Genomic DNA, 26,089 nt, shown 5'->3' on the forward strand with positions numbered 1-26,089 from the left:
GCGCCTGTCGATTGCGGCGCATGAGCGGACGACTGCGGAGAAGCAGGCGCTCGACAGGCTGGTGGCGCAGGGCGGCGGCATCGGGGTGCTGAGCGATGACGACCGGACCGCCCTGCAAGCCGAGGCCGGCGAGGCGGCGGAGGCGGTGCGGAGCGGCGAGCAGGCGTTGGCGCTCGCCCAGGCGGCGCTGGCCTGGCATGAGCGCGACCGCCAGCTCGCGGCGGCGGAAAGCAAGGCGGTCGAGGCCGCAGACGCGGCGGAGCGCGCGTGGAGCGGCGCGGAGGAGCGGCGCGACGCCGCTCTCGCGCTGCGCGGGTTGCAGCCGCTGCGGCCGGTGCTGGCGGACGCCGACCGCGCGCGCGACGAGGCGGCGGAGGCCGCGGCGGCGGTCGAGCGGGCGGAGACGGGCCTGGCCGCGGCACGGCTGGCGGTGGATGAGGCGACCGGCCGCCATGGCGAGGCCCGGCGGCGCTTCGAGGCGGCCTGTGCCGAGCAGGCCAGGGCCGAGCCCGAGCTTGACCGCGCGGCCGACCTTGATGGACGGATCGCAACCCTGACCGGCGAGCAGGGGACCGCCGACGCGGCGGCGAAAATCGCGGTCCAGCGCAGCATCGCGCTGCGGAAGGCCATGCAGGACATCGACGCCACCCTGTCCTCGGCCCGCAGCGATGCCGCAAGGCTGGAGATCTGGCTGCGCGAGCAGGCTGGCTTCGCGGCGGTGGCCGGGCAGTGGGAGCGGTGGGACCGGCTGCTGGCGCGCATCGTCGCCGACGGACGGAGCGGAAAGGCTGCCGCGCAGGAGCGACAACGGCTGGAGCGGGAGCTTGCGGCGACCGAAGCCGCGGCACGCACCGTGGAAGGGCGGCTGGCCGAGGCGCGCGAGCGGTGCCGCTCGTCCGAACAGGCGCTGGACAGCTTGCGCGGCACGGCGGTGCCGTCGCTGGAAGAGGCGCGACAGGCGCGGTCGGAGGCCGGACGCCGCCGTGACGGGCTGCTGGCCCTGTTGGCTACCGGAGAGGCGCGGCAACGGCTGGAAGCCGAGCGCACCGCCGCGGACGGAGAGCGGCTGCGGCTGCTGGGCGAGGCGGAGCGCGACGGAACGGCGGCGCGGGAGCTTGCCGAAAGCCGGGCCGGACGGCAGGCCGCGGTGATGGAGGCGGAGCGTACCCTGCAACGGCTGTTGCTGGCCCAGCGCGAGGATGTCGAAAGCCTGCGCGGCCGGCTGGTCGACGGTGAGCCCTGCCCGGTCTGCGGATCGGCGGATCATCCCTGGGCGGGCGACGGGGCGACTCCGCTGGGCCGGGTGACGCGGGATCAGGAAGCGCATCTCGCCGGATTGCGCGAGGCCCTGGCCGCGACGGTGGCCCGGCATGCGGCACTGGAAGCGGCGGAACTGGCGGCGCGCAAGGGGGCCGAGGCGCTGACCGCGCGGCTGGCGGCAATGGCGCAGGAGGCCGACGGGCTTGAAGCGCGCTGGACAGCACAGGCGTCGGCCATCGATTGGGACACCGGAGGCGGAGCGCTCACCGAAACACACACGGACATCCACACGGACATCCGCGGGCAAGTTGAGGCGGTGGACCGCCGGATGGCCGCCATCGCGCAGGATGAGGAGCGGGCGCTCGACCATCGCCGGCGGCTGGATGCGGCGCAGCTGGAGCATCGGCGGCTGGAAACCGCGGCGGCCGGTCTGGCAAGCGAGTGCGAGGCGACCCGGCAGCGGCTGGCCGACGGCCGGCAGGCCCTGGCCCTGGCGGCGGCGGCGCTGGAGCGGGCGGAGGCCGACCGGGACTCCGCGCTGGCCGAGCTGGCTGACGGCCTGGCGGGAGAGGCCGGGTGGCAGGCACTGCTGGAGCAGGCCCCGGAGGACTACCGGGCCGCTTTGGCAAGGCGGGTGAGCGACCATCGCGAGAAGAGCGACGGGCTGGCCCGTGCCGCCCGCGAGGTCGAGCGCGCGAGCGGCGAACGGGCGGTGCAGAGCGCCGAACTCGAGGCTGCGCAGCGGGCAGAGGATGAGGCGCGCAATCGCGCAGGTGATCTCGCCGGGCGGCTGGCCGAGGCCCGGACGGCGCGCGGCGCGGTGCTGGGCGGACGGCCGGTGTCGGAGGTGCGGACGGCACTGGCCGCACGGAAGCATGAAGCCGAAGCCCTGGTCGAGAAGGCCACGTTCGCCCGGCAGGACGCCATCGCCCGACTGTCGGCCGCGGAGCAGGAGCGGGAAACCCGCGGCGAGGCGGCGAGACGCTGCGCCGACAAGGCCCGGACCGCCGGCGAGCGGCTGGGCCGCGCGGTCGCCGAGCGCAGGGTCGGGCTGGACGAGGTCCGCCGGCTGCTGGCTGCGCCCGAAAGCGAGCTGGAGGCGGAAGAGCTGGCGCTGGCGGTGCTGGAACGGGCGCGCGGCGATGCCGCTCTGGTGGTCGCCGAGCGGCGGCGTCAGCGCGGCGACCACCATGCCGCGGGTCGTCCGGCACAGAGCGTCGAGGAATCCGGGGCTGCGGCGGAGAGCATCCATGCGGTGCTGGAGCGCGACCGCGACCGGCTGGGCTCGGCCCGCGGCCGGCTGGAGGCGGACGATGCCAATCGGCAGCGGCTGACCGGGCTGATGGCGGCTATCGAGGCGCAGCAGGCGCGTTCCGCACTGTGGGGCAAGATGGCGCAGCTGATCGGTTCGTCGACCGGACAGAAGATGCGCAACTTCGCCCAGAGCCTGAGCCTGGACCTGCTGCTGACCCATGCCAATCGGCATCTGGAGGATCTCGCCCGCCGCTATCGGCTGGAACGGGTGACCGGGGCCGATCTGGAAATCCAGGTGGTCGACCGCGAGATGGGCGACGAGCGGCGCGGCGTCCACAGCCTGTCGGGCGGCGAGCTGTTCCTGGTGTCGCTGGCCCTGGCGCTCGGGCTTTCGGCGATGGCGGCGGGCACTGCCGGCGGGATCGGCACGCTGTTCATCGACGAGGGGTTCGGCACGCTGGATCCCGACAGCCTGGACGTGGCGCTGTCCTGCCTGGAAGCCTTGCAGGCCGGCGGGCGTCAGGTCGGCGTCATCAGCCACGTGCCGGCGATGGTCGAGCGCATCGGCACGCAGATCCGCGTGGTGCCGCTGGGCGGCGGGCGCAGCCGGGTGACGGTGCAGTCGGTGGCGGGAGTGGCGCTGGGATTGGCGATTGAGGAGGTGGAGGGGGTTTAAGGCGGAGTGGTCGCAGCGTCGTCCCTCCCTTCGGCGTCCCCTTCCCCTCGACGCGGTGATTTGAAGCGCTTCATCCGTCGCCCAGTGGGCGGGTCGGTTCGCGCGAGGCTTCAGCCCGGTTGTCGAGATAACGGCTTTGCCGATGCCGTCGTCATCCATGCACAGGCGGTGCATGGAAATGTGCGCGCGGCGAGATTCCGTTATTCTTGGCATGGACCGCTCCTCGGCCCGCGTCCGCTCTCGGGGTGCGGACGGGGTCTGTGGACAAGACATCTGTCCCACCCCGTTCTGTGGCGATTGGCGGCTGAGCAGCTCCAATTCGGCTATCGGCACCTGGGTTTCCCGCCGATGCGCGATGAGTTGAAGCTCAATGCCGGGAATGCGGATCCCAGCCTTCGGAATCACAGTCTTTGCGTGCAAAGGTCAGCCCGATGGCGAAGCGGTTCGATTGTGTAAAAATTTGCATTAAAATGTCTTTTTACCACCATCGCGATACATGATAAGATAAGTCCATAAAATAAGGATCGTTTGATCGTATTTTACCCTTGTACCGATATCCAGAACAACCCAGCCATCGGGGGCTCCTTATGCGCAAGACTCTCCTCTACGCCGCCTTTGCGATGACAAGCGGAATGGCACTGTTCAGCACGCCCGCCGCCGCCTGCAACGACGAGTCATACATCGGCACGATCTGCACCTTTGCATTCGACTGGTGCCCTCGCAACTACATCCCTGCCGATGGCCGGACATTGGCGATCCGTGAGTATCAGGCGCTGTTCGCGCTGGTCGGCTTCCGCTACGGCGGCGACAACGCCAATACCTTCGGTATTCCGGACCTGCGCGGCCGCGCCGCAATCGGTTCCGGCACCGGCCCCGGCTTGGTGAACGTTCCCATCGGCGCCAAGATCGGCCAGCAGGAGCTACTGCTGTCGGCGGCGCAGGTCCCGCTGCAACCGCACACCCACACCGCAACCTTCACCGGCACCGGCGGCGGGTCGGGGGGCTCGACCACCGTTCCCTTCACCGGCACCGTCAGCCTGCCCATCACAACCGGCGGCACCCCGGTGTCGGCCCCGACCTCGGGCACCGTCTATCTCGGCGGCACCGTCTTGGACGATGGCGGCAGTGGCATCACGCTGACGGGGCCGTACAACACCACCGGACCTGGCACCGGCGCCAAAGTGGCGGGCACGGCCAGCGGCTCCATCACGGTTCCCAACACCGGCATCACCGGCGGCACGGTGACGGTCGCCCCCGCCGCAGCCGGTGCGACCCAGAAGGTCAGCACCCAATCGCCGGCGATCGGACAAACCGTCTGCATCGTCGCCAACGGCCTGTACCCGAACCGCCCGTAACGGATCCCCGACATGCCCTGCCCGAAGGAATGGGCAGGGCATCGTCCCAGGGATTGCGGGATTCGATCATTGACTTGCGGCCGAAGTCTTCCTTGAGGGCGACGGGATCCGGCATTTCCTGCGGTGCGTCGGCGATCGGGAAGGGCAGTCGAATTTCGAAGGTCCCGGTCAGCGCCCTCGCTTCGCCAGGAATGCAAGCCGCTCCAGCGTGTGAACGTCCTGCTCGTTCTTCAGCAGTGCGCCGCACAGCGGCGGGATCAGCGTGCGGGCGTCCTTGGCGCGCAGGGTATCCGGATCGACATCCTCGACCATCAGCAGCTTGATCCAGTCCAGCAGCTCCGAGGTGGAAGGCTTTTTCTTCAACCCTGGAACCTCGCGCAGGTCATAGAAGAGATTCAGCGCCTCGCGCAGCAGGGCCGCCTTCAGGCCGGGATAATGGACCTCGACGATGCGCTCCATCGTCTCGCGCTCGGGGAAGCGGATATAGTGGAAGAAGCAGCGGCGCAGGAAGGCGTCCGGCAGCTCCTTCTCGTTGTTGGAGGTGACGATGACGATGGGGCGCTTGGCCGCCTTGATCGTCTGCCGGGTCTCGTAGACGTGGAACTCCATGCGGTCGAGTTCCAGCAGCAGGTCGTTGGGGAACTCGATGTCGGCCTTGTCGATCTCGTCGATCAGCAGGACCGGAGGCTCCGGCGCCTCGAAGGCTTCCCACAGCTTGCCGCGGACGATGTAGTTGGCGATGTCATGAACCTTCGCCTCGCCCAGCTGGCTGTCGCGCAGGCGGCTGACCGCGTCGTATTCATAGAGGCCCTGCTGCGCCTTGGTCGTCGACTTGACGTGCCAGGACAGCAGCGGCTTGTTCAGTGCGCGGGCGATCTCCACCGCCAGCACCGTCTTGCCGGTGCCCGGCTCGCCCTTCACCAGAAGCGGCCGCTCCAGTGTTATGGCGGCGTTGACCGCCACCATCAGATCGTCGGTGGCGACATAGCGGTCGGTACCGGTGAAGCGCATGGATTAGGCTCCCTCAAGCGAAGACGTTTCAGTCCACGATAAACAGGGTGGCGCCGATTTCGGTCGAGGAGCGGTGCGGATGGTCGCCGAAATCGGACACCTGATAGCTCATGCCCGCGGTCAGGACGAAGCGGCGGCCATCCTTCAGCTCGGTGATCAGCTCACCGCTGACCACGAACAGCACATGGCCGCGGTCGCACCAATGGTCGGCCAGATAGCCCGGCGTGTATTCGACCAGCCGAACCCGCAGATCCCCGGAATGGAAGCTGCGCCAGCGGGCAAGCCCGGTCTCGCCCGGATGTTCGGTGACGGGAACGGCTGACCAGTCGGTCACGGTGAAGGGAAGAGTCGGAAGTTCCATCGCCGGACCTTTGAAGACGGCACCAACAGAAAAACGGCCCCCGGAGCGAACCGGGGGCCGGGTGTCGATGGGATCAGGAAGCTTTCCTGGCCGCAATCGCCTTTTCGATGGCTTCGATGGCCGCCGGGGCCAGCGAGGCATCGGGGCCACCGGCCTGCGCCATGTCCGGCCGGCCGCCGCCACCCTTGCCGCCCAGCGCCTCGGCACCGACACGGACCAGATCGACGGCGCTGAGCGTCGCGGTCAGGTCGTCGGTCACGCCGATGACGATGGAGGCCTTGCCCTCGTTGGACGCGATCAGCACGACGACGCCCGAGCCGACCTGCTTCTTCAACTCGTCGGCCATCGGCTTGAGGTCCTTGGCCGGCAGGCCTTCGACCACGCGGGCGGCAACCTTGACGCCGGCCACATCCTTGGCCTCGTTGCCGCCGTCGGCCTTGGCGCCGCCTCCCATGGCAACCTGGCGGCGCAGGTCGGCCAGTTCGCGCTCCATCTTGCGGCGTTCCTCGACCAGGGCCGCCACGCGTGTCGGGACCTCGTCGGGCTTGACCTTGAGGACGCTCGCCGCCTCGGTCAGCAGATGGTCGCGCTCGGACAGCCACGCCTTGGCGCCGGTGCCGGTCAGCGCCTCGATGCGGCGGACGCCGGCGGCGACGGCGCCTTCGGAGACGATCTTGAACACGCCGATGTCGCCGGTGCGGCGGACATGGGTGCCACCGCACAGCTCAATGGAGTAGTCGCGGTCCTGCTCGCCATGCGGCCCGCCCATCGAGACGACGCGGACCTCATCGCCGTACTTCTCGCCGAACAGCGCCATGGCGCCCTGGGCGCGGGCCTCGTCCGGGGACATCAGGCGGGTGATGACCTCGCTGTTGGCGAGCACGCGGCGGTTCACCTCGTCCTCGATGGCGGCGATGTCGGCACCGCTCAGGCCGGTCGGCTGGCTGATGTCGAAGCGCAGACGCTCGGGTGCCACCAGCGAGCCCTTCTGGGTGACATGGTCGCCCAGGCGATGGCGCAGCGCCTCGTGCAGCAGGTGGGTGGCGGAGTGGTTGGCGCGGATGGCGGAGCGGCGCTCGGTGTCCACGCGCAGTTCGACCACATCGCCGACCTTGAGCGTGCCCTTGGTGACCGTGCCGATATGGGCCCACACGGCGCCCAGCTTCTTCAGCGTGTCGGACACCGCGACCTCGGCCCCGCCGGCGGAGAAAATCACGCCGGCATCGCCGACCTGACCGCCCGATTCGCCGTAGAAGGGAGTTCTGGTTGACGACGACCAGCACCTGATCGCCGAGATTGGCGGCCTCGACGCGGGCGTCGCCCTTGATAAGGGCGGTCACCTTGCCTTCGGCGACTTCGGTGTCGTAGCCGAAGAACTCGGTGGCGCCCAGCTCGTCCTTGATCTCGTACCACAGCTTCTCGGTGCCGACCTCGCCCGAGCCGGCCCAGGACTCGCGGGCCTTGCGGCGCTGCTCGTCCATCGCCGCCTTGAAGCCGGCCTCGTCGACGCCGCGGCCCTGGCCGCGCAGCACGTCCTGGGTCAGGTCGAGCGGGAAGCCATAGGTGTCGTACAGCTTGAAGGCGACGTCACCGGCCAGCGGCTGGCCTTCGCCCAGATGGCCGACCTCATCCTCCAGCAGGCGCAGGCCGCGTTCCAGCGTCTGCTTGAAGCGGGTCTCTTCCAGCTTCAGCGTCTCGACGATCAGCGCGCGGGCGCGGTTCAGCTCCGGATAGGCATCGCCCATCTGCTGGATCAGCGCCGGGACCAGACGGTGCATCAGCGGCTCGCGCGCGCCGATCATGTGGGCGTGGCGCATGGCGCGGCGCATGATGCGGCGCAGCACATAGCCGCGGCCTTCGTTCGACGGCAGCACGCCGTCGGCGATCAGGAAGGAGGTCGAGCGCAGATGGTCGGCGATGACGCGGTGCGACACGGCATGCGCGCCGTCCGGCGAAGTCTTGGTCGCTTCCGCCGACGCCATGATCAGCGCCCGCATCAGGTCGATGTCGTAATTGTCGTGCTTGCCCTGCAGGACGGCGGCCAGACGCTCCAGCCCCATGCCGGTGTCGATGGACGGCTTGGGCAGCGCCACCAGATTGTCCGGACCCAGCTGTTCATACTGCATGAACACGAGGTTCCAGATCTCGATGAAGCGGTCGCCGTCCTGATCCGGGCTGCCCGGCGGGCCACCGGCAATCGACGGGCCATGGTCGAAGAAGATCTCCGAGCAGGGACCGCAGGGGCCGGTGTCGCCCATGCGCCAGAAATTGTCGTCGGTCGGGATGCGGATGATGCGGTCGTCCGACAGGCCGGCGACCTTGCGCCAGATGCCCGCCGCATCCTCGTCGGAGGTGTGGACCGTCACCAGCAGCTTGTCGGCCGGCAGCCCGTATTCCTTGGTGATCAGGTTCCAGGCGAACGCGATGGCGTCGTCCTTGAAATAATCGCCGAAGGAGAAGTTGCCCAGCATCTCGAAGAAGGTATGGTGCCGCGCGGTGTAGCCGACGTTGTCGAGGTCGTTGTGCTTGCCGCCGGCGCGCACGCATTTCTGCGAGGTGGCCGCGCGCCGGTAAGGCCGCGTCTCGGCACCGGTGAAGACGTTCTTGAACTGGACCATGCCGGCGTTGGTGAACATCAGCGTCGGGTCGTTGCGCGGCACGAGCGGCGACGAATCGACCTTCTGATGGCCCTGCTTGGCGAAGAAATCCAGGAACGTGCGACGGATGTCGTTGGCGGTCTGCATACGGTCAAGGCTCCGGGTGCGCGGCTGAGGCCCTTTTGTTGGCCGAACCGTGCTTTTAGCGCGAGAATGGCGGCATGTCCATGACGGACGGATTATTACCCTAGGTCAAGGCAGGTAATTTGCCAGTGGCGAATCGCCACTGCATGCAGCCACTGGCAAAATGCTGCGGGCGCGTTGCCGCCGGTCACTCGGCTTCCGCGGCGGCCCGTACCTTTTCGATCCGGCGCCCGATGATGATCGCGATCTCGTAGAGCGCGATCAGCGGCAGCGCCAGGCTGACCTGGCTGATGACGTCGGGCGGGGTCAGCACGGCGGCGGCGATGAAGGCGCCGACGATGGCGTAGCGCCGCTTGGACGCCAGGGCGTCGGTGCTGATGATGCCGACGCGGACCAGCAGGGTCAGCAGCACCGGCAGTTGGAAGGCGATGCCGAAGGCGAAGATCAGCGACATCACCAGATGCAGGTATTCGCCGACGCGCGCCTCGAACTCGATGGGCAGGGCGTTGCTGCCGTCCGGGTGGAACTCGAAGCCCAGGAAGAAGCGCCAGGCCATCGGGAAGATGAAGTAATAGACGATGCCGGCGCCGGTCAGAAACATCACCGGGGTGGCGATCAGGAAGGGCAGGAACGCCTTGCGCTCATGCTTGTAGAGGCCGGGCGCCACGAACATCCAGATCTGGCTGGCGATCACCGGGAAGGAGATGAAGCAGCCGGCCCAGAACGCCACCTTCACATAGGTGAAGAAGGCTTCGGTCAGGCCGGTGTAGATCATCCGGCGCCCCTGCCCCGCCAGGATGTCGGCCAGCGGCTGGACCAGGAAATTGTAGATCTTGTCCGACACCGCATAGCACAGCAGGAAGGCGATCAGGATTGCGCCGATTGCCCACATCAGCCGGTTCCGCAGCTCGATCAGATGATCGATCAGCGGCATCTTGCTGTCTTCGAGTTCGTCCTGCTGCGTATCGCCGGTCATGGGCCGTCTTTGTCTTCAGGTCTGCTTGTCGGTCGGCTGGGCTGCGGCCACGGCGTCCGGCCGCGGGGCCGGAGCGGGCTGCGGCACCGGGGCCGGCGGAGCGGATTCGGTGGCGATCGGAGCGATCGTGATCGGCGACGTTGTGATCGGGGATGGCGCGCCGGCCGGCCCCACGCTGTCCGTCACGGCCGGAGCAGCCGGGGATGGAACCGGGGTCGGCGCCTGCGGCAGGTCCGGTTCCGGCGTGCTGCCGGCATGGCCGTTCAGACCCGTGTCGAATTCCTTGGCGTCGAAGGCCTTGCCCACCTCCCCCTTCGGGTCGATGGTGTCCTCCATCATCTTCTTGATGTTCAGGTCGCGGGTCTTCAGCGCTTCCTTGCGAAGCTCGTCCAACTCGGTTTCCCGCATCATGTCGTCGATGTGGGTCTGGAATTCGCGGGCGACGACCCGCGCCTTGCGCACCCATTTGCCGAGCGTGAAGATCGCCTTGGGCAGATCCTTGGGTCCAATGACCACAAGGGCGATGACGGCGATCACCATCAGTTCGGACCAAGCGATGTCGAACATGTTCTTCCGGCTTCACGAATGCGGTGGGCAGGATGGCGTGCGGCGCTCGGGAAGAGACGGCCGCGCGCCTGCCGGTCAGCTGCGGACCGCCTCGTCCTTCTTGGCCACGGCTTCGGCCGTGTTGGCCGGCTGGTTCGGGGCGGGCTGGTTCGGGATGGTCTTGGCGTTGGTGCCCGGAGTTGCATCGTCGCTGTCGTCCTGCAGCCCCGCCTTGAAGGACTTCACGCCCTTGGCGAGATCGCCCATCACCTTCGGCAACTTACCGGCGCCGAACAGCAGAAGAACGATCAGAAGAACGATGATCCAGTGCCAGATGCTGAAAGAACCCATGGCGCGCCTATCACGTTTGAACGGCCTTTGCGGCGGGCCGGCACTATGGCAGAAAGGCCGGGGTGCCGCAACGTTGCCCCCACCATCCTTAACCGGTTGTCATTGAGGTTTCACGGGAATTCGCTCAGGTGCCGGAGAAAAACCAAGCGGTCGCCTGCGGCTTACGTCTCGTCGCCCGTGTCCAGGGCACTGTCGTCGGCCGTCGCCCCCAGACCCAGCAGCACCGGACGGCTGTCGAGCAGGCCGGCGGCGCGCAACTCGTCGACGCTGGGCAGGTCACGCAAGCTCTCCAGCCCGAAATGATCGAGGAAATGGTCGGTGGTGATCCAGGTCAGCGGCCGGCCCGGCGTCTCCCGCCGCTTGCCCGGCCGGATCCAGCCATGCTCCATCAGCAGGTCCAGCGTGCCCTTGCTGGTCGCGACACCGCGGATGGATTCGATCTCGCCGCGGGTCACCGGCTGGTGGTAGGCAATGATCGCCAGCGTCTCGATGGCGGCGCGGGACAGCTTGCGCGACACCTCCTCCTCGCGCCGCAGCTCCGGCGCCAGATCGACCGCGGTGCGGAAGGCCCAGCCGCCGCCGGTGCACACCAGGGTGACGCCGCGCGGGGCGTAATGGGCGCGCAGTTCCTCCAGCAGCAGGCCGACCTCCGGCCCGATGCGGCCGGCCAGCGTCTCCTCGTCCAGCGGCTCGCTTGAGGCGAACAGCAGGGCTTCCAACAGGCGCAGCTTGCCGATGTGGGCCTCCGCCTCCTGGGCGTCGGTGACTTCCTTAATCATGCGATTGCGCTTCTTCCGAAATGTCGCCGTCCTGGGAACCGGCCGCCCGCCCGCGGACATAGAGCGGGGCGAAGGCGCCCTCCTGGCGCAGTTCGACCCGGCCGGCCTTGGCCAGCTCCAGCGTGGCGGCGAAATGTGCGGCGAGCGCCGAACGGGTCAGCAGCCCGCCGCCGCCCTCGCCGCCCGGCAGGAAGCTTGCCAGCGTCGCCCAGTCCGGCATGCGGCCGAGCAGGGATGACAGGCGCCGCACCGCCTCCTCCATCGAATAGAGGCGGACCGGGGCGATGTGCAGGACGCCGGATTCCTTGCGGGCGCGCTGCTGGCCATAGGCGCGCAGCAGGTCGAACAGCGTGACCTCGTAGACCGACTTGCGGCGCAGATCCAAATCCTCCGGCGCGCCTCGCGGATGGATTTCGATGCCCAGCCGTGGACGGGCAAACAGCTTTTCGGCGACGCCCTTCATCGCCTCCAGCCGCTGGAGCTGGAAGGCGAGTGCGGCGGCCATGTCCTCGCCGGACGGTTCCTCCCCCTCCGGCTCGGGCAGCAGCAGCCGCGACTTCAGGTAGGCCAGCCATGCCGCCATCACCAGATAGTCGGCGGCCAGCTCCAGCCTCACCTTCCGCGCCTCCGCCACGAAGCGGAGATACTGGTCGGCCAGTTCCAGGATCGAGATGCGCGTCAGGTCGACCTTCTGGTCGCGCCCCAGCGCCAGCAGCATGTCGAGCGGCCCCTCGAAGCCGTCCAGAACCAGCAACAGCTGTTCGGATGCCGACCCCTCCGCGATTGCTGAGGTGTCGGCCTCACGCCCGGCCAGCAGATCGGCCATCGATTACCCTATCAGTCGTTGCCGGTCAGGACGCGGATGAAATCGATCACCGCATCGACGGGCGGACCCAGCACCCAATGCATGACGCTGAGGTCCATGCCGATCTGGCGCCCCAGCATCGGCAGCAGGAAGAAGGCCGCCATCAGGATCAGCAGACCGACGCGCTCCAGCTTCGCCAGCGGCACCGCCAGGAAATCGGGCAGGATGCCGACCGCGACGCGCCCGCCGTCCAGCGGCGGCAGCGGGATCAGGTTGAACACCATCAGGATGACGTTGACCAGCACCGAGACCTCGGCGGCGGAGCGGATCCACAGCTCGATATAGCTGTTCTCGGGATTGACCAGCCGCCAGATCACCGCCGACGCCACCGCCAGCAGGAAGTTGGTCCCCGGACCGGCCAGCGCCACCCACACCATGTCGCGGCGCGGATGGTCCAGCCGGGCGAAATTGACCGGCACCGGCTTGGCCCAGCCGAAGACGAAGCCGGTGGTGAAATACATCAGCGCCGGCAGCAGCACGGTGCCGAACGGGTCGATGTGGCGGATCGGGTTGAAGGTGACGCGCCCCAGCCGATAGGCGGTGTCGTCACCCAGCCGCCAGGCGACGAAGCCGTGCGCCGCCTCGTGCAGTGTGATGGCGAGGATGGCCGGCAGGGCCACGGCCGTCACCTGGAAGATCCATTCCTCCATCGTCCGCTCCCGTCCGTCAGGTCTCAGCCGTGCCGAGAAGCTCGGCCAGCCGGTTGGTCAATGCAGCGATGTCCGCCGCCTCCGGCGCATGGCGCATCGCGTCCGCCCGCGCCCAGCGCTCCGCCGCCACCCCGCTCAAGAGCGGAACGGCGCCGAGGATCGACCGCATCTCGGCCAGATCGCCGTTGCAGTGGAGCACGACATCCATGCCGGCCGCCAGCACCGCTTCGGCCCGCGTCCTCGGGTCGCCCCGCAACGCGTTCATCGACAAATCGTCGCTGAACAGCAGGCCGGCGAAACCGATGGACGGCCCGCGCACCACTTCGCGCACCACGATGGCCGAGGTGCTGGCCGGGGCGGTCGGGTCGATGGCCTTCAGCACCACATGGGCCACCATCGCCAGCGGCAGGTCGGCCAGCGCGCGGAAGGGGGCGAAGTCGGTGGCCTCCAGCGCCGCGCGGCCGGCCTCGACCACCGGCAGCTCGGCATGGCTGTCGGTGAAGGCGCGGCCATGGCCGGGGATGTGCTTGATCACCGGCAGCACGCCGCCGGCCAGCAGCCCATTGGCGGTGGCGCGGGCGAGGTCGATCACCAAGGCCGGGTCGCGCGAGAAGGCACGGTCGCCGATGATGTCGTGTGCGCCCTCCACCGGAACGTCGCAGACCGGCGCGCAATCCACCGTGATGCCGACCTCCGTCAGCATATGGGCGAGCAGCCGGCCGTTGATCCAGGCTGCTTCATGCCCGGCGGCGGCATCGCGTTCGCCAAGCGCGCCGATCACGCCCATCGGCGGATGGGCCGGCCAGTGCGGCGGGCGCATGCGGGCGACCCGGCCACCCTCCTGGTCGATCAGGACCGGGGCGTCCGCCCGGCCGACGCTGGCGCGCAGATCGTCGACCAGCCGGCGCATCTGGTGGCGGCTGTCGCAATTGCGGCGGAACAGGATGAAGCCGAGCGGATCGGCATCGCGGAAGAAGGCGGCCTCGTCGGCCGTCACCTCCAGCCCGGCGCAGCCGAAGACGACCGCGCGCGGGTGGGAGACCTGGATGGAACTCACCGAATCGGAACCCAAAGAATCAGGGCCGGAAAAATCAGGGACGGACAACCACACACCCCACATTTTGCGCGCGCAGCTGGGCGCAGGCCGACTTGGCCCGCGCCTCGTCGGCGCCGGCGCCCTGCACCCGATAGAAGATGCCCTTCTCGCCCAGATCGACCTTGGCGACCTGCATCGACAACCCGCCGAGCGCGTCGGGGTGACGGCCGGCAAGGCGGCGCCATTCGGCCGCGGCCTCGCCCTCGCTGCGCACCGACGCCAGCTGGACACGCCAGCCGCTGCCGCCGCCGGCCGCAGGAGCGGAGGCGGTTGCGGGAGCGGGCTTCGCCGGCTGGGGAGCGGCCTTGGCCGGAGCGGCCGGCAGGGACGCGGCTTCCAGCTTGGCGATCAGCTGCCCCATCGACGGAGCGGCGTTCTGCTGGGCCGGCGCTGCTGCCGGCGGCGCCGGAGGCTTGGCGACCGACGCGACCTGCTGCTGCGGAGCGGGGGCCGGCTTGGCCGGGGCCTGTTGCGGCTTGGCGGCGACGCTGGGCGGAGTCTGGGCAGCCGGGGCCTGCACCGCCAGGGCCGGAACGGCCGCCGTCGGCGTGGCGGCGGGCAGAGCCGGCACCGGTTCCGGCGCTGCCAGCGGAGCAGCCGCCGCGACAGCCGCGGCGACGCTGTCGCGCGGGACGGTGGCGGTGGAGCCCGGCGGCAGCTGGGCCACCGACGGCACCGAGGGCAGCGGCACCACGGCCGGCATCTGCGGCGTCACCACCGGACGCGGCAGCGGCACCTCCGGCGGCGGCAGCAGCCGCTCCACCTGATTGCCGCGGCCGCCGTCATGGTCGCGCAGCCGCTCATAGGCCAGGATGTCCTGGTGCGGCACCTCCATCCCGCCCGGCTGGTCGGGACGGGCCTTGGACGGGACGGCTTCCGCGGTCAGCAGCGGCGGCCCGTCGCCGGACAGCCGCGACGGGCCGCGCAGCCCGACCACCGCCGCACCGGCGAACGTCACGACGCCGACCACGGCGAAGCCGAGCGCCAGCAGCCCGCGCCTGTTCGCGGACTGTCGGGGCGGCATCCCATAGGGATTGGCCGCGTAGTTGACGTCGCCGTCGTACTTCATGAACGCAATTCCTCCACCGGTTCCACGCCCATCACCGACAGGCCCGAGGCGATGACCGTCGCCACCGCGGCGATCAGCGCCAGACGGGCCGTCGTCAGCTCCGCATCGCCCTCGATCAGGAAGCGCAGCGAGGCATCGTCGCGGCCCCGGTTCCACAGAGCGTGGAAGTCGCTGGCGAGGTCGTAGAGGAAGAAGGCGATGCGGTGCGGCTCATGCGCTTCGGCCGCCGCCTCGACCACGCGCGGCCAGGTGGCCATACGCTTGGCGAGGGCCATCTCCTCTTCGCTGTCCAGCCGGGCGAGGTTGGCCGCGGCGGCGAGCGAGGCCGGCGTCTGGTCCAGCTGCGGCAGGGCGGTCGCGGCATGGCGCAGCACCGAGCGGCAGCGGGCGTGGGCGTACTGCACGTAGAAGACCGGGTTGTCCTTCGACTGCTCCGTCACCTTGGCGAAGTCGAAGTCCAGCGTCTGGTCGTTGCGGCGGGTCAGCATGATGAAGCGGACGACATCCCGGCCGACCTGATCAATGACGTCGCGCAGCGTCACGAAGGTGCCGGCGCGCTTGGACATCTTCACCGGCTGGCCGTTCTGCATCAGATGCACCAGCTGGCACAGCTTCACGTCCAGTGCGGCCTCGCCGCCGGAAATCGCCCGCGTCGCCGCCTGCATGCGCTTGACGTAGCCGCCATGGTCGGCGCCCAGCACGTCGATCAGCGACGCGGCACCGCGCCGGTACTTGTCGTAGTGATAGGCGATGTCGTTGGCGAAATAGGTGAAGGAGCCGTCGGACTTCTTCAGCGGCCGGTCGACGTCGTCGCCGAAGTCGCTGGACTTGAACAGGGTCTGCGGGCGCGGCTCCCAATCGTCGGGCTTCTTGCCCTTCGGCGGCTCCAGCACGCCGGTGTAGATCAGACCGCGTTCCTCCAGCGCCGCCAGCGCCGTCTGGACGGCCCCCGCCGTCACCAGGGCGCGCTCGCTGCTGTAGACGTCCATCGTGACGCCAAGGGCGCCCAGATCCTCGCGGATCCAGCCCATGATCATGCCGATGGCGAAGTCGCGGCAGGCCGGCAGCCATTCGGACTCGTCGGTGCCGACCCAGCGGTTGCCGTCGCGCTCGGCCAGCGCCTGGCCGACCTCCTTCAGGTACTCGCCGGGATAGAGGCCGGCCGGGATCTCGCCGACCTGCTCGCCCAGCACCTCGCGGTAGCGGATGAAGGTGGAGCGGCCCAGCACGTCGACCTGCGCGCCGGCATCGTTGATGTAGTATTCGCGGGTGACGGCATAGCCGGCCTTCTGCAGCAGTGCTGCCAGCGCGTCGCCGAACACGGCGCCGCGGCCATGGGCGGCATGCAGCGGGCCGGTCGGGTTGGCCGACACATACTCCACATTGACCGGAGTCCCGGCTCCCAGCTCGCTGTCGCCATAGGCGGTGCCGGCGGTCAGCACGTCGCGGATGCGGTCACGCCAGACGTCCGGCGTCAGGCGCAGGTTGACGAAGCCCGGACCGGCGATCTCGACCGACGCCACGTCGGCGCGGCCCTTCAGCTTGGCGACCAGCAGCTCCGCCAGGGCGCGCGGCGCCATCTTCGCCGGCTTCGCCAGGATCATCGCGGCGTTGGTGGACAGGTCGCCATGCGAGGCCTCGCGCGGCGGCTCGACCGTCAGACGGCTGCTGTCCAGCCCGGCGGGGATCGCACCCTCGGCGGCCAGCTCTTCCAGCAGCTTGCGAATATCGGTCTCGAAGGCCTTGAAAATATTCATCGTCTCAGGTCGTCTTTTCAGGAGGTCACAGGAGCCTGACGGCTCAGGTCTTCACGGTTCAGGTCTTTACATGCAGGTCGAACAGCCGGTCATGCTCGGCCAACGCGTAGCGGTCGGTCATGCCGGCGATATAGTCGGCCACATGACGGGCGCGCACCGCAAGATCGGCGTCACCCCCATTCTTGGCGATGTCGCGCTGCCATTCGGTCGGCAGGGTGTTGGGCTCGTCCATGAACAGCTGGAACAGGGCGCGCACCACGCGCTTGCACTTGCTCATCTCGCGGTTCACGCGATAGTGCCGGTACATGCGCTGGCGCAGGAAGGCGCGCAAGGGTCGCTGTGCCTCCAGCATCCCGTCGGAGAAGCTGACCATCGCCACCGGCAGGGCGCGCAGTTCGGCCGCACTGCCCGGCCGATGCTCCGCCAGCCGCCGCCGCGTTTCCGTCACCAGATCGACGACCATGGCGTTGATCATCCGCCGGATCGTCTCGTGGATCAGGCGCGAGCGTTCCAGCCCCGGATAGCGGTCGCAGACCTCGCGAACCAGCGGACCGACCAGCGGCAGCTCCGCCACCTCGTCCACCGTGAACAGGCCTGCGCGCAAGCCATCGTCGATGTCGTGGTTGTTGTAGGCGATGTCGTCGGCCAGCGCCGCCACCTGGGCTTCTGCCCCCGGATTGGTGTGCAGTTCCAGATCCCACTCGCCCTGGAAGGCCGCAATCGTCGTCGGCAGGCGGTGACCGGGCAGCAGCGGCAGCAGCGGGCCGTTGTGCTTGACCACGCCCTCCAGCGCTTCCCAGGTCAGGTTCAGCCCGTCGAACTCGGCATAGCGCCGCTCCAGCCGCGTCAGGATGCGCAGGGTCTGGTCGTTGTGGGCGAAACCGCCGAACGGCTCCATGCAGGCGTTCAGCGCCTCTTCCCCGGCATGGCCGAAGGGGGTGTGGCCAAGGTCGTGGGCCAGCGCCACCGCCTCCGCCAGATCCTCGTTCAGCCCCAGCGTCCGGCCGATCGAGCGGGCAATCTGCGCCACCTCCAGGCTGTGGGTCAGCCGGGTGCGGTAATAGTCGCCCTCGTGATAGACGAAGACCTGCGTCTTGTGCTTCAGCCGGCGGAAGGCCCCGGAATGCACGATGCGGTCGCGGTCGCGCTGGAAGCACGAGCGCGTCGGGCTTTCCGGCTCCGCCACCAGCCGCCCGCGCGTGTCCGCCGGGTTGCAGCCATAGGGAGCCAGCCGATCGTGGGAACAGTCCGCCGTCATGGGGCGGACACTACCGGCGGGGAAACGCAGGTGCAACGGCGAAGGCGTGCTATGCCCAGGCGCCCGGCCAGCCGGCGGCGGAGCGTGCCAGATGCGCAACGCTTTGGCGCAAACGTGCCCACACTTTGACGAAGCCGGCGATCCCCCTTACATTTGTGGCAACTCCCGCACCGCACCAGAGGGGCCACCCCATGCCCGACACCGCACTCCCCACCGACACCCGAATCCTCGGCGTCAGCGAAAGTGCTGCCAAGCGCGTCGCCTTCCTGATCGAGCAGGAGGGCAATCCCAACCTGATGCTGCGCCTGACCGTGTCCGGCGGCGGCTGCTCCGGCTTCCAGTACGGCTTCACCTTCGACGAGACCGCGACCGACGAGGACCATGTCTTCGAGAAGGACGGCACCAAGGTGGTCACCGACGACGCCTCGCTCGACCTGCTGGCCGGCGCGACGCTGGATTATGTCGAGGACCTGATGGGCGCCGCCTTCCAGATCAAGAACCCGAACGCCACCGCCTCCTGCGGCTGCGGCAACTCCTTCGCGGTTTAGGGCCGCGGTCTGAGGCCGCCGTCCGACCTCACAGAACCAAGAAAAGAAGGCAGGCCTTTTTCGTGAAGATCGCCACCTGGAACGTCAACTCGGCGAAAGCCCGCCTTCCGCTGATCACCGACTGGCTGCGCACGGCGTCCCCGGACGTCGTGCTCTTCCAGGAAATCAAATGCGAGACCGCCGCCTTCCCGACCGCGGCCTTCGAGGAGCTCGGCTACCACGTCAATGCCGTCGGGCAGAAGGCCTACAACGGCGTCGCTTTGCTGTCGAAGACCCCGGCGGAAGACGTGCTGACCCGCCTGCCGGGCGAGCCGGAGGACGAGCAGGCCCGCTATGTCGAGGCCACCGTGTCCGGCGTGCGCATCGCCTCGCTCTATTTGCCCAACGGCAACCCGGTGCCGGGCGAGAAGTTCGCCTACAAGCTGCGCTGGATGGACCGTCTGTACGACCATGCCAGCACGCTGCTGGCGCAGGAAATCCCGGTGGTGCTGGGCGGCGACTACAACATCATCCCTGAGGCGCGCGACGTCTACTCGCCGCAGGCCTTCGCCGGCGACGCGCTGTTCCGCCCGGAATCCAAGGCCAAGTTCCGCGCCCTGCTGAATCTCGGCCTGACCGAGGCCTACCGCGCCCTGCATGACGACGACCGCGCCTACACCTTCTGGGATTATCAGGCCGGCAGCTGGCCGCGCGACAACGGCCTTCGCATCGACCACTTCCTGCTGTCGCCGCAGGCCGCCGACCGTCTGGCCGGCTGCACCATCGACCGCGGCCCGCGCGGGCTGGAAAAGGCGTCCGACCACACCCCGGTGATCCTGGACCTGCGTGACGCCTGAGCGGCGCGGGTGTGCCGCCTGTATAAAGTCCGTGACAAAAGCATTTTGTTAAAAGTTTCGCTTCTACGATGAACGCGCCGCCCCGTCGAAAGCCGGGCTGGCGCAGTCATCAAGGAGTGTGGAGCGGGCATGGCGTGGAGGCGCGACAACGGTCGGGAGCGGGTGAAGTCTCTGCTGGCGGCATTGGAGCGTCAGGCGACCGAAGCTTCCCAGCTTGCCGAGCGGGCCCAGCGCGACATGGGCGACGACCGCTTCGCCTCCTTCCTCGACTTCCGCCGCAAACTGGAGGAGATCCGCGCCCTGTTCACCCTGACCGAGGAGCATCTCCAGGGGGTGGACGAGTCGCGCCTGACCGACCTGCGCGCCGAGTTCGAGCGGATGGATCTTCTGCTGACCCGCATGCTGGCCCGCGCGATGCGCAATTACTTTTCCAGCATGCGCGAGGACCAGGTCCTGCCCATCGGCGCCCGCGAGCTGTTCGAGCCCGAACTGCGCAGCATCGACCAGACCCGCACCCGCCTGCTGAGCCCCCGCTATGCCGACCGCGTGGCGCCGGAGATTCTCGACGATCTGGACGCCACGGCAGAGCTGATCCGCAAGACGATAGCCCGCGCGCCTGCCCTGCCCGACTTCTCCGACAGTCCCAGCCCGCCGAAACCGACCCGCCGCCTGCGCACGCTGGGCCGCCCGATCCGGAACTGAGGGGCAAAACGCAACAGCTTGCGCGCGACACTTGACCCACCGCGACGCATTCGCTACTCCCGTGGGCCGAGGGAAGAGTGGCCGAGTGGTTTAAGGCAACGGTCTTGAAAACCGTCGTAGGTGTGAGCCTACCGTGGGTTCGAATCCCACCTCTTCCGCCATTGCGCCGGAAAATGAGTATCCAAGAACACCGCACTGCATTCAAAGCAGACTCATTTGCTGTATATCACTTAAACGAATTACACCGTTAATGAGCCAGCGATCTGGATAAACAGAATGCGTCCCCATTGCTAAGAGCATTCCGTCCCGAGGATATATTTCACCAAATGTTTTCTGTATCTTCTCTAGAGTAGATTTTTCCCCGTACTTCCGAGACCAGTTATAATAAGTCGCCTCGAGTTCCCAATCTTGGCATGTTCCGTCACGACTCCCATCATCTGTTCTATATCGATATTTGAAGCGATACGGACAAGGTTCGTACGGGATCAGATCTTTACTATTAAACATATCTTTTTGCGCGCGAAGTTTGTCAAATTTCCCTTTTTCGATAGCTAGTTCCTCGGCAGTCTTTTTCTCATAACGAAAATCTCGAATTTCAGCTTTTAAAAGAGCAAGACTCCTTCCCGCTTCACGTTCACGGTCTAAGCTAGTTATTATCACGCGAGATAGAAATTTTTGACGCTCGGATGGCTTTAAACATCCAACAATAGACAAAGTATCTTGGTCAATCCTGCGTGATTCCAAGCGCCGATCATCATCCGGTAGACGCCAGCGAAAGCGAATTGTATCCCAGCGCGAAAACTTTTTCCCATCCTCTAAGTAACGAAATGAGACTGGATAGAGTCTTAGCCATCGCCCATAAATGTCTAATGCTGCACAGCAGACGGTCTCGCCATGCTTTTGACCGACTTGAGGTGAGGCTTTGATTAAAATAACGGCCTCTGCTTCCCCTGATTTTAAATCACTTTCCATCGTCAGCCTTCCCTAAATAGGACTCGGCTGTTACCTGCCCTCTGGCACTCCAATGTGCTTCAAGGTAAACGCTCCGAGCCTTTTCATCTCACCCGCCACAATGTTCCGGTGGCAGAAGCGGTGGTCCCGCTCGTAGCATAGTAGGCAGGAGATGCTATCGCTCGCAATCTTGATCGCTTCACCCAATGCATTCTGCGCGCTAAGCGTGCCAAGATGTGTTGAGAAGATTGAATGGAACTGTTCATATCGGCCTGCTCTCGCCGCCTCTCGCCCCTCTTTTGGATCTCCGAGAGGGCGTAGGTGAACATATGTCAGCCCTTGATCCACACAGTGTTGTGATAATGCAGACTTCGAGAATCCGCGACGACGGGATACGGGGATATCGCGAATATCAATGACAGTTTGAACGCCAACCTTAAGCAAGGTAGCTATGAAATCATCTACAACCGCACCCTCATAGCCGATCGTAAATAGTGTATTAGCTGTCACTTGCCCCACCATAATGGCCCTACACACTTCGCCGTCGTTACTGCGCGAACGCGCATGATCAAGAAACAGGAAATTTGCCGATATACGTTTTTAGACCAGATTGGGAGTTGGGGGGAATCGTTTTCCATCCATGGATCAACTGCAATACAAACCTGAGGAAATTAACGGTATATGAGCTTCAAAAGCGATATCAGAGCGGACGCGTCAAGCACGCTCCAATCACCAGCCGCTTCCAAACTTCGCTACGCACGCTGCCAGCCAGCCACCCCCATTCCCACCACCTTTCCTACGGAAGACAGCCCGCCCCCGCCTTGCTACAGTCCTTGTCCCTCGGACCTGTCCCGACCGGCTTGATCCGCAAGACAGACACTGACCAGAGACAAGGCACATGGACAAAGGCACGCCGAAGGCCATCCGGCTTCAGGACTATCGCCCGCCGGCGCATCTGATCGACACGGTCGACCTGTTCGTCGACCTGGGCGAGGATGTCACCACCGTCCGCGCGGTGCTCGCGATCCGCCGCAACCCCGACCGGCCGGAGGCGGCGACCGAGCCGCTGTCGCTCGACGGGCAGAGGCTGGATCTGGTGTCGGTGGCGCTGGACGGCCGCATTCTGGGGCCGGACGACTACACCGTCACCCCCGATCACCTGATCGTGCCGGAGGTGCCGGCCAGCTATACGCTGGAAACCATCGTCCGCATCAAGCCGCAGGAGAACACCGCGCTGGAAGGGCTCTACAAGTCCTCCGGCAACTTCTGCACCCAGTGCGAGGCGGAAGGCTTCCGCAAGATCACCTATTTCGCCGACCGGCCGGACGTGATGGCGCGCTACAGCACCACCATCACCGCCGACAAGGCGCGCTATCCGGTGCTGCTGTCCAACGGCAACCTCGCCGAATCCGGCGATCTGGAGGGCGGGCGCCACTGGGCGCGCTGGGAGGATCCCTTCCCCAAGCCCTGCTACCTGTTCGCGCTGGTCGCCGGCAGCCTCGTCCATGGCGAGGACCATTTCCGCACCGCGTCGGGCCGCGATGTGACGCTGCGCATCTATGTCGAGCCGGGGAACGAGGACAAGATCGACCACGCCATGCGCTCGCTGGTCAAGTCGATGCGCTGGGATGAGGAGGTCTATGGGCTGGAATACGACCTCGACATCTTCAACATCGTCGCGGTCGGCGACTTCAACATGGGGGCGATGGAAAACAAGTCGCTCAACGTCTTCAACACCAAATACATCCTGGCCAAGCCGGAAACCGCGACCGACACCGATTTCCTCAACATCGAGGCGGTGGTCGCGCACGAGTATTTCCACAACTGGACCGGCAACCGCGTCACCTGCCGCGACTGGTTCCAGCTGTCGCTGAAGGAAGGGCTGACCGTCTTCCGCGACCAGGAATTCTCGTCCGACATGCATTCGCGCGCGGTGAAGCGCATCGCCGACGTCCAGGGGCTGCGCACCGTGCAGTTCCAGGAGGATGCTGGCGCCATGGCCCATCCGGTGCGCCCGGACAGCTATGTCGAGATCAACAACTTCTACACCCCGACCGTCTACAACAAGGGTGCGGAAGTCATCCGCATGATCCACACCCTGCTGGGGCCGGAAAAGTACCGCAAGGGCACCGACCTCTACTTCCAGCGCCATGACGGGCAGGCGGTCACCTGCGACGATTTCGTCGCCGCCATGGCCGATGCCAGCGGCGTCGACCTGACCCAGTTCCAGCTGTGGTACCGGCAGGCCGGCACGCCGGAACTCGACATCGCCGGCAGCCATGATGCGGCGGCGAAGACCTTCACCCTGACGGTGAAACAGACGGTGCCGCCGACGCCGGGCCAGCCGACCAAGCAGCCGATGCACATCCCGCTGGTCGTCGGCCTGCTCGGGCCCGATGGCCAGGACCTGCCGCTGCGCCTGGACGGCGAGGAGGAGGCCGCCGGCACCAGCCGCATCCTGCACGTCACGGCGGAAAGCCAGAGCTTCACCTTCCGCGACATCGCGGCCCGGCCGGTGCCGTCGCTGCTGCGCGGCTTCTCCGCCCCGGTGAAGCTGAAGACCGACCTGACCGACGCCGACCTCACCTTCCTGATGGCGCACGACAGCGACGCCTTCAACCGGTGGGAGGCCGGGCAGATTCTCGGCACCCGCATCCTGCTCGGCCTCGTCGCCGACCAGCAGGCCGGACGCGAGCTGGTGCTGCCGGAGGGCTATGCCGACGCCTTCGCCAAGATCCTGGACGATGCCGAGCGCGATCCCGCCTTCGCCGCCCAGGCGCTGGTGCTGCCGACGGAGGCCTATCTCGGCACCCAGATGCCGGTGGTCGATCCCGACGCCATCCATGCGGTGCGGGAGTTCGCGCGCAAAACGATGGCCGGCCGCCTGCGGGCACGCTTCCTCGACCTCTACCGCCGTAACAGCAGCCAGGAGCCCTTCTCCGTCGATGCCGACGCCATCGGCAAGCGGGCGCTGAAGAACCTCTGCCTCGCCTATCTGATGGCGCTGGAGGACGACGAGGCGCTCGACCTCTGCCTGACGCAGTACCGCAGCGCCCAGGGCATGACCGACGAGATCGCCGCCCTGCAGTTCCTGTCCAACGCCGCCTCGCCGGAGGGGGAGACGGCGCTGGCCGATTTCTACGCCCGCTGGAAGGGCGAGGCGCTGGTGGTCGACAAGTGGTTCGGCGTGCAGGCGATGTCCAACCGCGCCGACACGCTGGCCCGCGTCACCGCCCTGCTCGGCCATCCGGCCTTCGAGATCCGGAACCCGAACAAGGTCTATGCGCTGATCGGCGGCTTCGCCAACGGCAACCCGGTCCGCTTCCATGACGCGAGCGGTGCCGGCTACCGCTTCCTCGCCGATCAGGTGCTGCGCCTGGACCCGATGAACCCGCAGGTTGCGGCCCGTCTGATGGGTCCCTTCTCCCGTCTGCGGCGCTATGACGCGGCCCGCCAGGGGCTGATGAAGGCCGAATTGCAGCGGATCGTCGCAACCTCGGGCCTGTCGCCGGACGTTTACGAGGTTGCGAGCAAGAGCTTGGCCGCCGCCGGCTGAGACTCGGAACCAAAGGACTATTCCCAAACGCAGGGGCGCTAAAGCAAAGGGCCGGTGGCAATGCCACCGGCCCTTTCGCCGTCCGGACCGTTCCCCGGCCGCCGGACCGGGGACCAGCCGTCTGGGGACAGCGGTCTTACTTCTGCTCGGACAGGAAGGCGATCAGGTCGGCGCGCTTGGCGTCGTCCTTCAGGCCGGCGAAGGCCATCGTGCCGCCCGGGACGATTTCCTTCGGCGCCTTGATGTAGGCGTCGAGGTTCTCCGCAGTCCAGACCAGACCGCCGGCGCCCTTTTCCTTCATCGGGGCGGAATACTTGAAGCCCTCGATCGAGGCGGCCGGACGACCGACGACGCCGAACAGCGACGGGCCGACCTTGTTCTTGCCCTGCTCGGCGGTGTGGCAGGCCATGCAGACCTTGAAGACATCCTTGCCGGCGGCGGCATCGGCCGCCTGGGCGGCACCGGCACCCATCACGACCGCGGCGATGGCGGCAACGCCCATCAACAGCTTCTTCATTCTTCGGCTTCCCTTCCGATGGATCCACCGGCCGACGGCGCCGACCGGAATCGCGCGGCAGCATACACATTCCGAAAGGGTGTCAAACCCCTTTGATGCAGCCGTACGACCAATGAACAATCTGCCACGTCAACTCATCCAGGCAAGCGATGCGAGCAGAACCACAACCACAAGAAGTGCAGCCCACGGCACGTAGAAATTGCCGCCGCCCACACCGATCCCGCGCCCGACCGGCAGCGGCAGCGGGATTTCCGGCGGCACCTCCGCCATGCGGGCGGCGGGCTTCGGCGTGGCGGAGGCCGGTGCGGGATCGGAATAGACCGCCGGACGGACAGCCGGCTGGGGCGTCGCTTCTGTCGGAGCCGTTTCGGCGGGGACAGTCTCGGCCGGGGCGGGGCCGACGATCTGGGTAAAGCGGGCGAAGAACTCCTCCGCCATCTTGCGGGCGGTGGCGTCGACCAACCGCGAGCCGATCTGCGCCAGCTTGCCGCCGACCTGGGCCTTGGCGGTGTAGCTCAGCAGCGTGGCGCCGTCCTCCTCGGCCAGCGTCACCGTGGCGCCGCCCTTGCCGAAGCCGGCGGCACCGCCGGACCCTTCGCCGGTGATGGTGTAGCCGTTGGGCGGGTCGAGGTCCGACAGGGTGACCTTGCCGGCGAATTTGGCGCTGACCGGGCCGACCTTGGCGACGACCTTGGCCGTCATCTCGGTGTCGGACTGCCGGACCACCTCCTCGCAGCCGGGAATGCACTGGCGCAGGATGTCCGGATCGTTCAGCGCCGCCCACACCGCGTCGCGGCTGGCCTCGATCCGGTGGCTTCCGCTCATGTCCATGGTTCGTGGTTCCTCCAACCCTGTTGGCAACCCTGATGCGGCCCTTTGCGGCCGTCTGTTCCCCGGCTTGCGGCCGGGGTTACGGTCGAGGATATGGCATAACCGGGCGCCGTGACAGCCCCGGCCGCCTCATCTCAAAGTCT

The 26,089-nt window shown here is 67.2% G+C and carries 22 protein-coding genes, 1 tRNA gene and 1 pseudogene (1 of these 24 cut by a window edge); 7 read left to right on the forward strand and 17 right to left on the reverse strand.

Annotation, left to right across the window (positions count from 1 at the left end):
* Positions 1-3,190, forward strand: partial view of an AAA family ATPase gene (locus tag ACWPN8_RS20690; protein WP_492242112.1) — the 3' portion only. It extends 596 nt beyond the left edge of the window; only the last 3,190 of its 3,786 coding nucleotides appear in the window; its start codon lies off the left edge, out of view; it ends in the stop codon at positions 3,188-3,190.
* 587 nt (positions 3,191-3,777) lie between these two features.
* On the forward strand, positions 3,778-4,545 hold the full coding sequence (locus ACWPN8_RS20695) for a phage tail protein (RefSeq protein WP_492242113.1): 768 nt from the start codon (positions 3,778-3,780) through the stop codon (positions 4,543-4,545).
* Between the two features lie 168 nt (positions 4,546-4,713).
* Here ACWPN8_RS20695 and ACWPN8_RS20700 read toward each other — a convergent pair whose 3' ends face one another.
* The 13 genes and pseudogenes from ACWPN8_RS20700 to ACWPN8_RS20760 all read right to left on the reverse strand — a co-directional run bounded on the left by ACWPN8_RS20700 (position 4,714) and on the right by ACWPN8_RS20760 (position 18,005).
* Positions 4,714-5,556, reverse strand: a complete 843-nt coding sequence (locus tag ACWPN8_RS20700) for an AAA family ATPase (protein ID WP_492242114.1) — start codon at positions 5,554-5,556, stop codon at positions 4,714-4,716.
* Positions 5,557-5,584: 28 nt separating this feature from the next.
* Positions 5,585-5,917: a DHCW motif cupin fold protein gene (locus tag ACWPN8_RS20705; protein ID WP_492242115.1), complete on the reverse strand. Its 333-nt coding sequence runs from the start codon at positions 5,915-5,917 to the stop codon at positions 5,585-5,587.
* Between the two features lie 73 nt (positions 5,918-5,990).
* Positions 5,991-8,661: pseudogene (gene alaS, locus ACWPN8_RS20710) on the reverse strand (alanine--tRNA ligase).
* A gap of 184 nt (positions 8,662-8,845) precedes the next feature.
* Positions 8,846-9,634 (reverse strand): twin-arginine translocase subunit TatC, encoded by a 789-nt coding sequence (gene tatC, locus ACWPN8_RS20715; protein ID WP_492242116.1) that lies wholly within the window; start codon positions 9,632-9,634, stop codon positions 8,846-8,848.
* Between the two features lie 15 nt (positions 9,635-9,649).
* Positions 9,650-10,201 carry a Sec-independent protein translocase protein TatB gene (gene tatB / locus ACWPN8_RS20720; RefSeq protein WP_492242117.1) on the reverse strand — a complete coding sequence of 184 codons (552 nt, stop codon included), beginning with the start codon at positions 10,199-10,201 and terminating at the stop codon, positions 9,650-9,652.
* 75 nt (positions 10,202-10,276) lie between these two features.
* Entirely contained in the window at positions 10,277-10,531 is a 255-nt protein-coding gene (locus ACWPN8_RS20725) for a twin-arginine translocase TatA/TatE family subunit (RefSeq protein WP_492242118.1), read from the reverse strand.
* A 161-nt stretch (positions 10,532-10,692) separates the two neighbouring features.
* A complete protein-coding gene (gene scpB, locus ACWPN8_RS20730) occupies positions 10,693-11,310 on the reverse strand; it encodes an SMC-Scp complex subunit ScpB (protein ID WP_492242119.1) in 618 nt (205 codons plus the stop codon).
* The gene (locus ACWPN8_RS20735) at positions 11,303-12,136 is read right to left on the reverse strand and encodes a segregation and condensation protein A (protein ID WP_492242120.1); all 834 of its coding nucleotides are present in this window, start codon (positions 12,134-12,136) and stop codon (positions 11,303-11,305) included. The genes scpB and ACWPN8_RS20735 overlap by 8 nt, the downstream gene beginning before the upstream one ends.
* Before the next feature lie 11 nt (positions 12,137-12,147).
* Positions 12,148-12,825: a site-2 protease family protein gene (locus ACWPN8_RS20740; protein WP_109449843.1), complete on the reverse strand. Its 678-nt coding sequence runs from the start codon at positions 12,823-12,825 to the stop codon at positions 12,148-12,150.
* A gap of 16 nt (positions 12,826-12,841) precedes the next feature.
* The gene (gene nagZ, locus ACWPN8_RS20745) at positions 12,842-13,945 is read right to left on the reverse strand and encodes a beta-N-acetylhexosaminidase (protein ID WP_492242121.1); all 1,104 of its coding nucleotides are present in this window, start codon (positions 13,943-13,945) and stop codon (positions 12,842-12,844) included.
* Positions 13,917-14,990 (reverse strand): SPOR domain-containing protein, encoded by a 1,074-nt coding sequence (locus ACWPN8_RS20750; protein ID WP_492242122.1) that lies wholly within the window; start codon positions 14,988-14,990, stop codon positions 13,917-13,919. The genes nagZ and ACWPN8_RS20750 overlap by 29 nt, the downstream gene beginning before the upstream one ends.
* The gene (argS, locus tag ACWPN8_RS20755) at positions 14,987-16,747 is read right to left on the reverse strand and encodes an arginine--tRNA ligase (protein ID WP_492242123.1); all 1,761 of its coding nucleotides are present in this window, start codon (positions 16,745-16,747) and stop codon (positions 14,987-14,989) included. Before argS ends, ACWPN8_RS20750 begins: the two co-directional genes overlap by 4 nt.
* A 58-nt stretch (positions 16,748-16,805) precedes the next feature.
* On the reverse strand, positions 16,806-18,005 hold the full coding sequence (locus ACWPN8_RS20760; RefSeq protein ID WP_109449839.1) for a deoxyguanosinetriphosphate triphosphohydrolase: 1,200 nt from the start codon (positions 18,003-18,005) through the stop codon (positions 16,806-16,808).
* Between the two features lie 191 nt (positions 18,006-18,196).
* On the opposite strand from ACWPN8_RS20760, the gene erpA reads away from it, so the two are divergent.
* From erpA to ACWPN8_RS20780, 4 genes are all read left to right on the forward strand, one after another.
* Positions 18,197-18,553 (forward strand): iron-sulfur cluster insertion protein ErpA, encoded by a 357-nt coding sequence (gene erpA, locus ACWPN8_RS20765; RefSeq protein WP_492242124.1) that lies wholly within the window; start codon positions 18,197-18,199, stop codon positions 18,551-18,553.
* 62 nt (positions 18,554-18,615) lie between these two features.
* Positions 18,616-19,389, forward strand: a complete 774-nt coding sequence (gene xth, locus ACWPN8_RS20770) for an exodeoxyribonuclease III (RefSeq protein WP_492242125.1) — start codon at positions 18,616-18,618, stop codon at positions 19,387-19,389.
* Between the two features lie 129 nt (positions 19,390-19,518).
* A complete protein-coding gene (locus ACWPN8_RS20775) occupies positions 19,519-20,091 on the forward strand; it encodes a hypothetical protein (protein ID WP_492242126.1) in 573 nt (190 codons plus the stop codon).
* A 71-nt stretch (positions 20,092-20,162) separates the two neighbouring features.
* Positions 20,163-20,252, forward strand: a tRNA-Ser gene (locus tag ACWPN8_RS20780).
* Positions 20,253-20,292: 40 nt separating this feature from the next.
* On the opposite strand, the gene ACWPN8_RS20785 is transcribed toward ACWPN8_RS20780, so the two are convergent.
* Together ACWPN8_RS20785 and ACWPN8_RS20790 are read right to left on the reverse strand one after the other, a co-directional pair.
* Positions 20,293-21,063, reverse strand: a complete 771-nt coding sequence (locus ACWPN8_RS20785; protein ID WP_492242127.1) for a DUF8758 domain-containing protein — start codon at positions 21,061-21,063, stop codon at positions 20,293-20,295.
* Positions 21,064-21,093: 30 nt separating this feature from the next.
* A complete protein-coding gene (locus ACWPN8_RS20790) occupies positions 21,094-21,564 on the reverse strand; it encodes a DUF488 domain-containing protein (protein ID WP_492242128.1) in 471 nt (156 codons plus the stop codon).
* Between the two features lie 376 nt (positions 21,565-21,940).
* Between ACWPN8_RS20790 and pepN the strand changes: the two genes are divergently transcribed.
* Positions 21,941-24,598, forward strand: coding sequence for an aminopeptidase N (gene pepN / locus ACWPN8_RS20795; RefSeq protein WP_492242129.1), 2,658 nt, complete (start codon positions 21,941-21,943; stop codon positions 24,596-24,598).
* 136 nt (positions 24,599-24,734) lie between these two features.
* Here pepN and ACWPN8_RS20800 read toward each other — a convergent pair whose 3' ends face one another.
* Both ACWPN8_RS20800 and ACWPN8_RS20805 read right to left on the reverse strand, forming a co-directional pair.
* The gene (locus tag ACWPN8_RS20800; RefSeq protein ID WP_109048171.1) at positions 24,735-25,115 is read right to left on the reverse strand and encodes a c-type cytochrome; all 381 of its coding nucleotides are present in this window, start codon (positions 25,113-25,115) and stop codon (positions 24,735-24,737) included.
* Positions 25,116-25,244: 129 nt separating this feature from the next.
* Entirely contained in the window at positions 25,245-25,946 is a 702-nt protein-coding gene (locus ACWPN8_RS20805; RefSeq protein ID WP_492242130.1) for an SRPBCC family protein, read from the reverse strand.
* Positions 25,947-26,089 lie beyond the last annotated feature (143 nt).

This window comes from Azospirillum sp. UENF 112521 (assembly GCF_058780665.1).

What these genes read in the sequence shown, in the direction of transcription:
- ACWPN8_RS20695 (WP_492242113.1), top strand. Translation starts at nt 3,778, where the DNA reads ATGCGCAAGACTCTCCTCTACGCCGCCTTTGCGATGACAAGCGGAATG.
- ACWPN8_RS20700 (WP_492242114.1), bottom strand. Translation starts at nt 5,556, where the DNA reads ATGCGCTTCACCGGTACCGACCGCTATGTCGCCACCGACGATCTGATG.
- ACWPN8_RS20705 (WP_492242115.1), bottom strand. Translation starts at nt 5,917, where the DNA reads ATGGAACTTCCGACTCTTCCCTTCACCGTGACCGACTGGTCAGCCGTT.
- tatC (WP_492242116.1), bottom strand. Translation starts at nt 9,634, where the DNA reads ATGACCGGCGATACGCAGCAGGACGAACTCGAAGACAGCAAGATGCCG.
- tatB (WP_492242117.1), bottom strand. Translation starts at nt 10,201, where the DNA reads ATGTTCGACATCGCTTGGTCCGAACTGATGGTGATCGCCGTCATCGCC.
- ACWPN8_RS20725 (WP_492242118.1), bottom strand. Translation starts at nt 10,531, where the DNA reads ATGGGTTCTTTCAGCATCTGGCACTGGATCATCGTTCTTCTGATCGTT.
- scpB (WP_492242119.1), bottom strand. Translation starts at nt 11,310, where the DNA reads ATGATTAAGGAAGTCACCGACGCCCAGGAGGCGGAGGCCCACATCGGC.
- ACWPN8_RS20735 (WP_492242120.1), bottom strand. Translation starts at nt 12,136, where the DNA reads ATGGCCGATCTGCTGGCCGGGCGTGAGGCCGACACCTCAGCAATCGCG.
- ACWPN8_RS20740 (WP_109449843.1), bottom strand. Translation starts at nt 12,825, where the DNA reads ATGGAGGAATGGATCTTCCAGGTGACGGCCGTGGCCCTGCCGGCCATC.
- nagZ (WP_492242121.1), bottom strand. Translation starts at nt 13,945, where the DNA reads ATGTGGGGTGTGTGGTTGTCCGTCCCTGATTTTTCCGGCCCTGATTCT.
- ACWPN8_RS20750 (WP_492242122.1), bottom strand. Translation starts at nt 14,990, where the DNA reads ATGAAGTACGACGGCGACGTCAACTACGCGGCCAATCCCTATGGGATG.
- argS (WP_492242123.1), bottom strand. Translation starts at nt 16,747, where the DNA reads ATGAATATTTTCAAGGCCTTCGAGACCGATATTCGCAAGCTGCTGGAA.
- ACWPN8_RS20760 (WP_109449839.1), bottom strand. Translation starts at nt 18,005, where the DNA reads ATGACGGCGGACTGTTCCCACGATCGGCTGGCTCCCTATGGCTGCAAC.
- erpA (WP_492242124.1), top strand. Translation starts at nt 18,197, where the DNA reads ATGCCCGACACCGCACTCCCCACCGACACCCGAATCCTCGGCGTCAGC.
- ACWPN8_RS20775 (WP_492242126.1), top strand. Translation starts at nt 19,519, where the DNA reads ATGGCGTGGAGGCGCGACAACGGTCGGGAGCGGGTGAAGTCTCTGCTG.
- ACWPN8_RS20785 (WP_492242127.1), bottom strand. Translation starts at nt 21,063, where the DNA reads ATGGAAAGTGATTTAAAATCAGGGGAAGCAGAGGCCGTTATTTTAATC.
- ACWPN8_RS20790 (WP_492242128.1), bottom strand. Translation starts at nt 21,564, where the DNA reads ATGGTGGGGCAAGTGACAGCTAATACACTATTTACGATCGGCTATGAG.
- pepN (WP_492242129.1), top strand. Translation starts at nt 21,941, where the DNA reads ATGGACAAAGGCACGCCGAAGGCCATCCGGCTTCAGGACTATCGCCCG.
- ACWPN8_RS20800 (WP_109048171.1), bottom strand. Translation starts at nt 25,115, where the DNA reads ATGAAGAAGCTGTTGATGGGCGTTGCCGCCATCGCCGCGGTCGTGATG.
- ACWPN8_RS20805 (WP_492242130.1), bottom strand. Translation starts at nt 25,946, where the DNA reads ATGGACATGAGCGGAAGCCACCGGATCGAGGCCAGCCGCGACGCGGTG.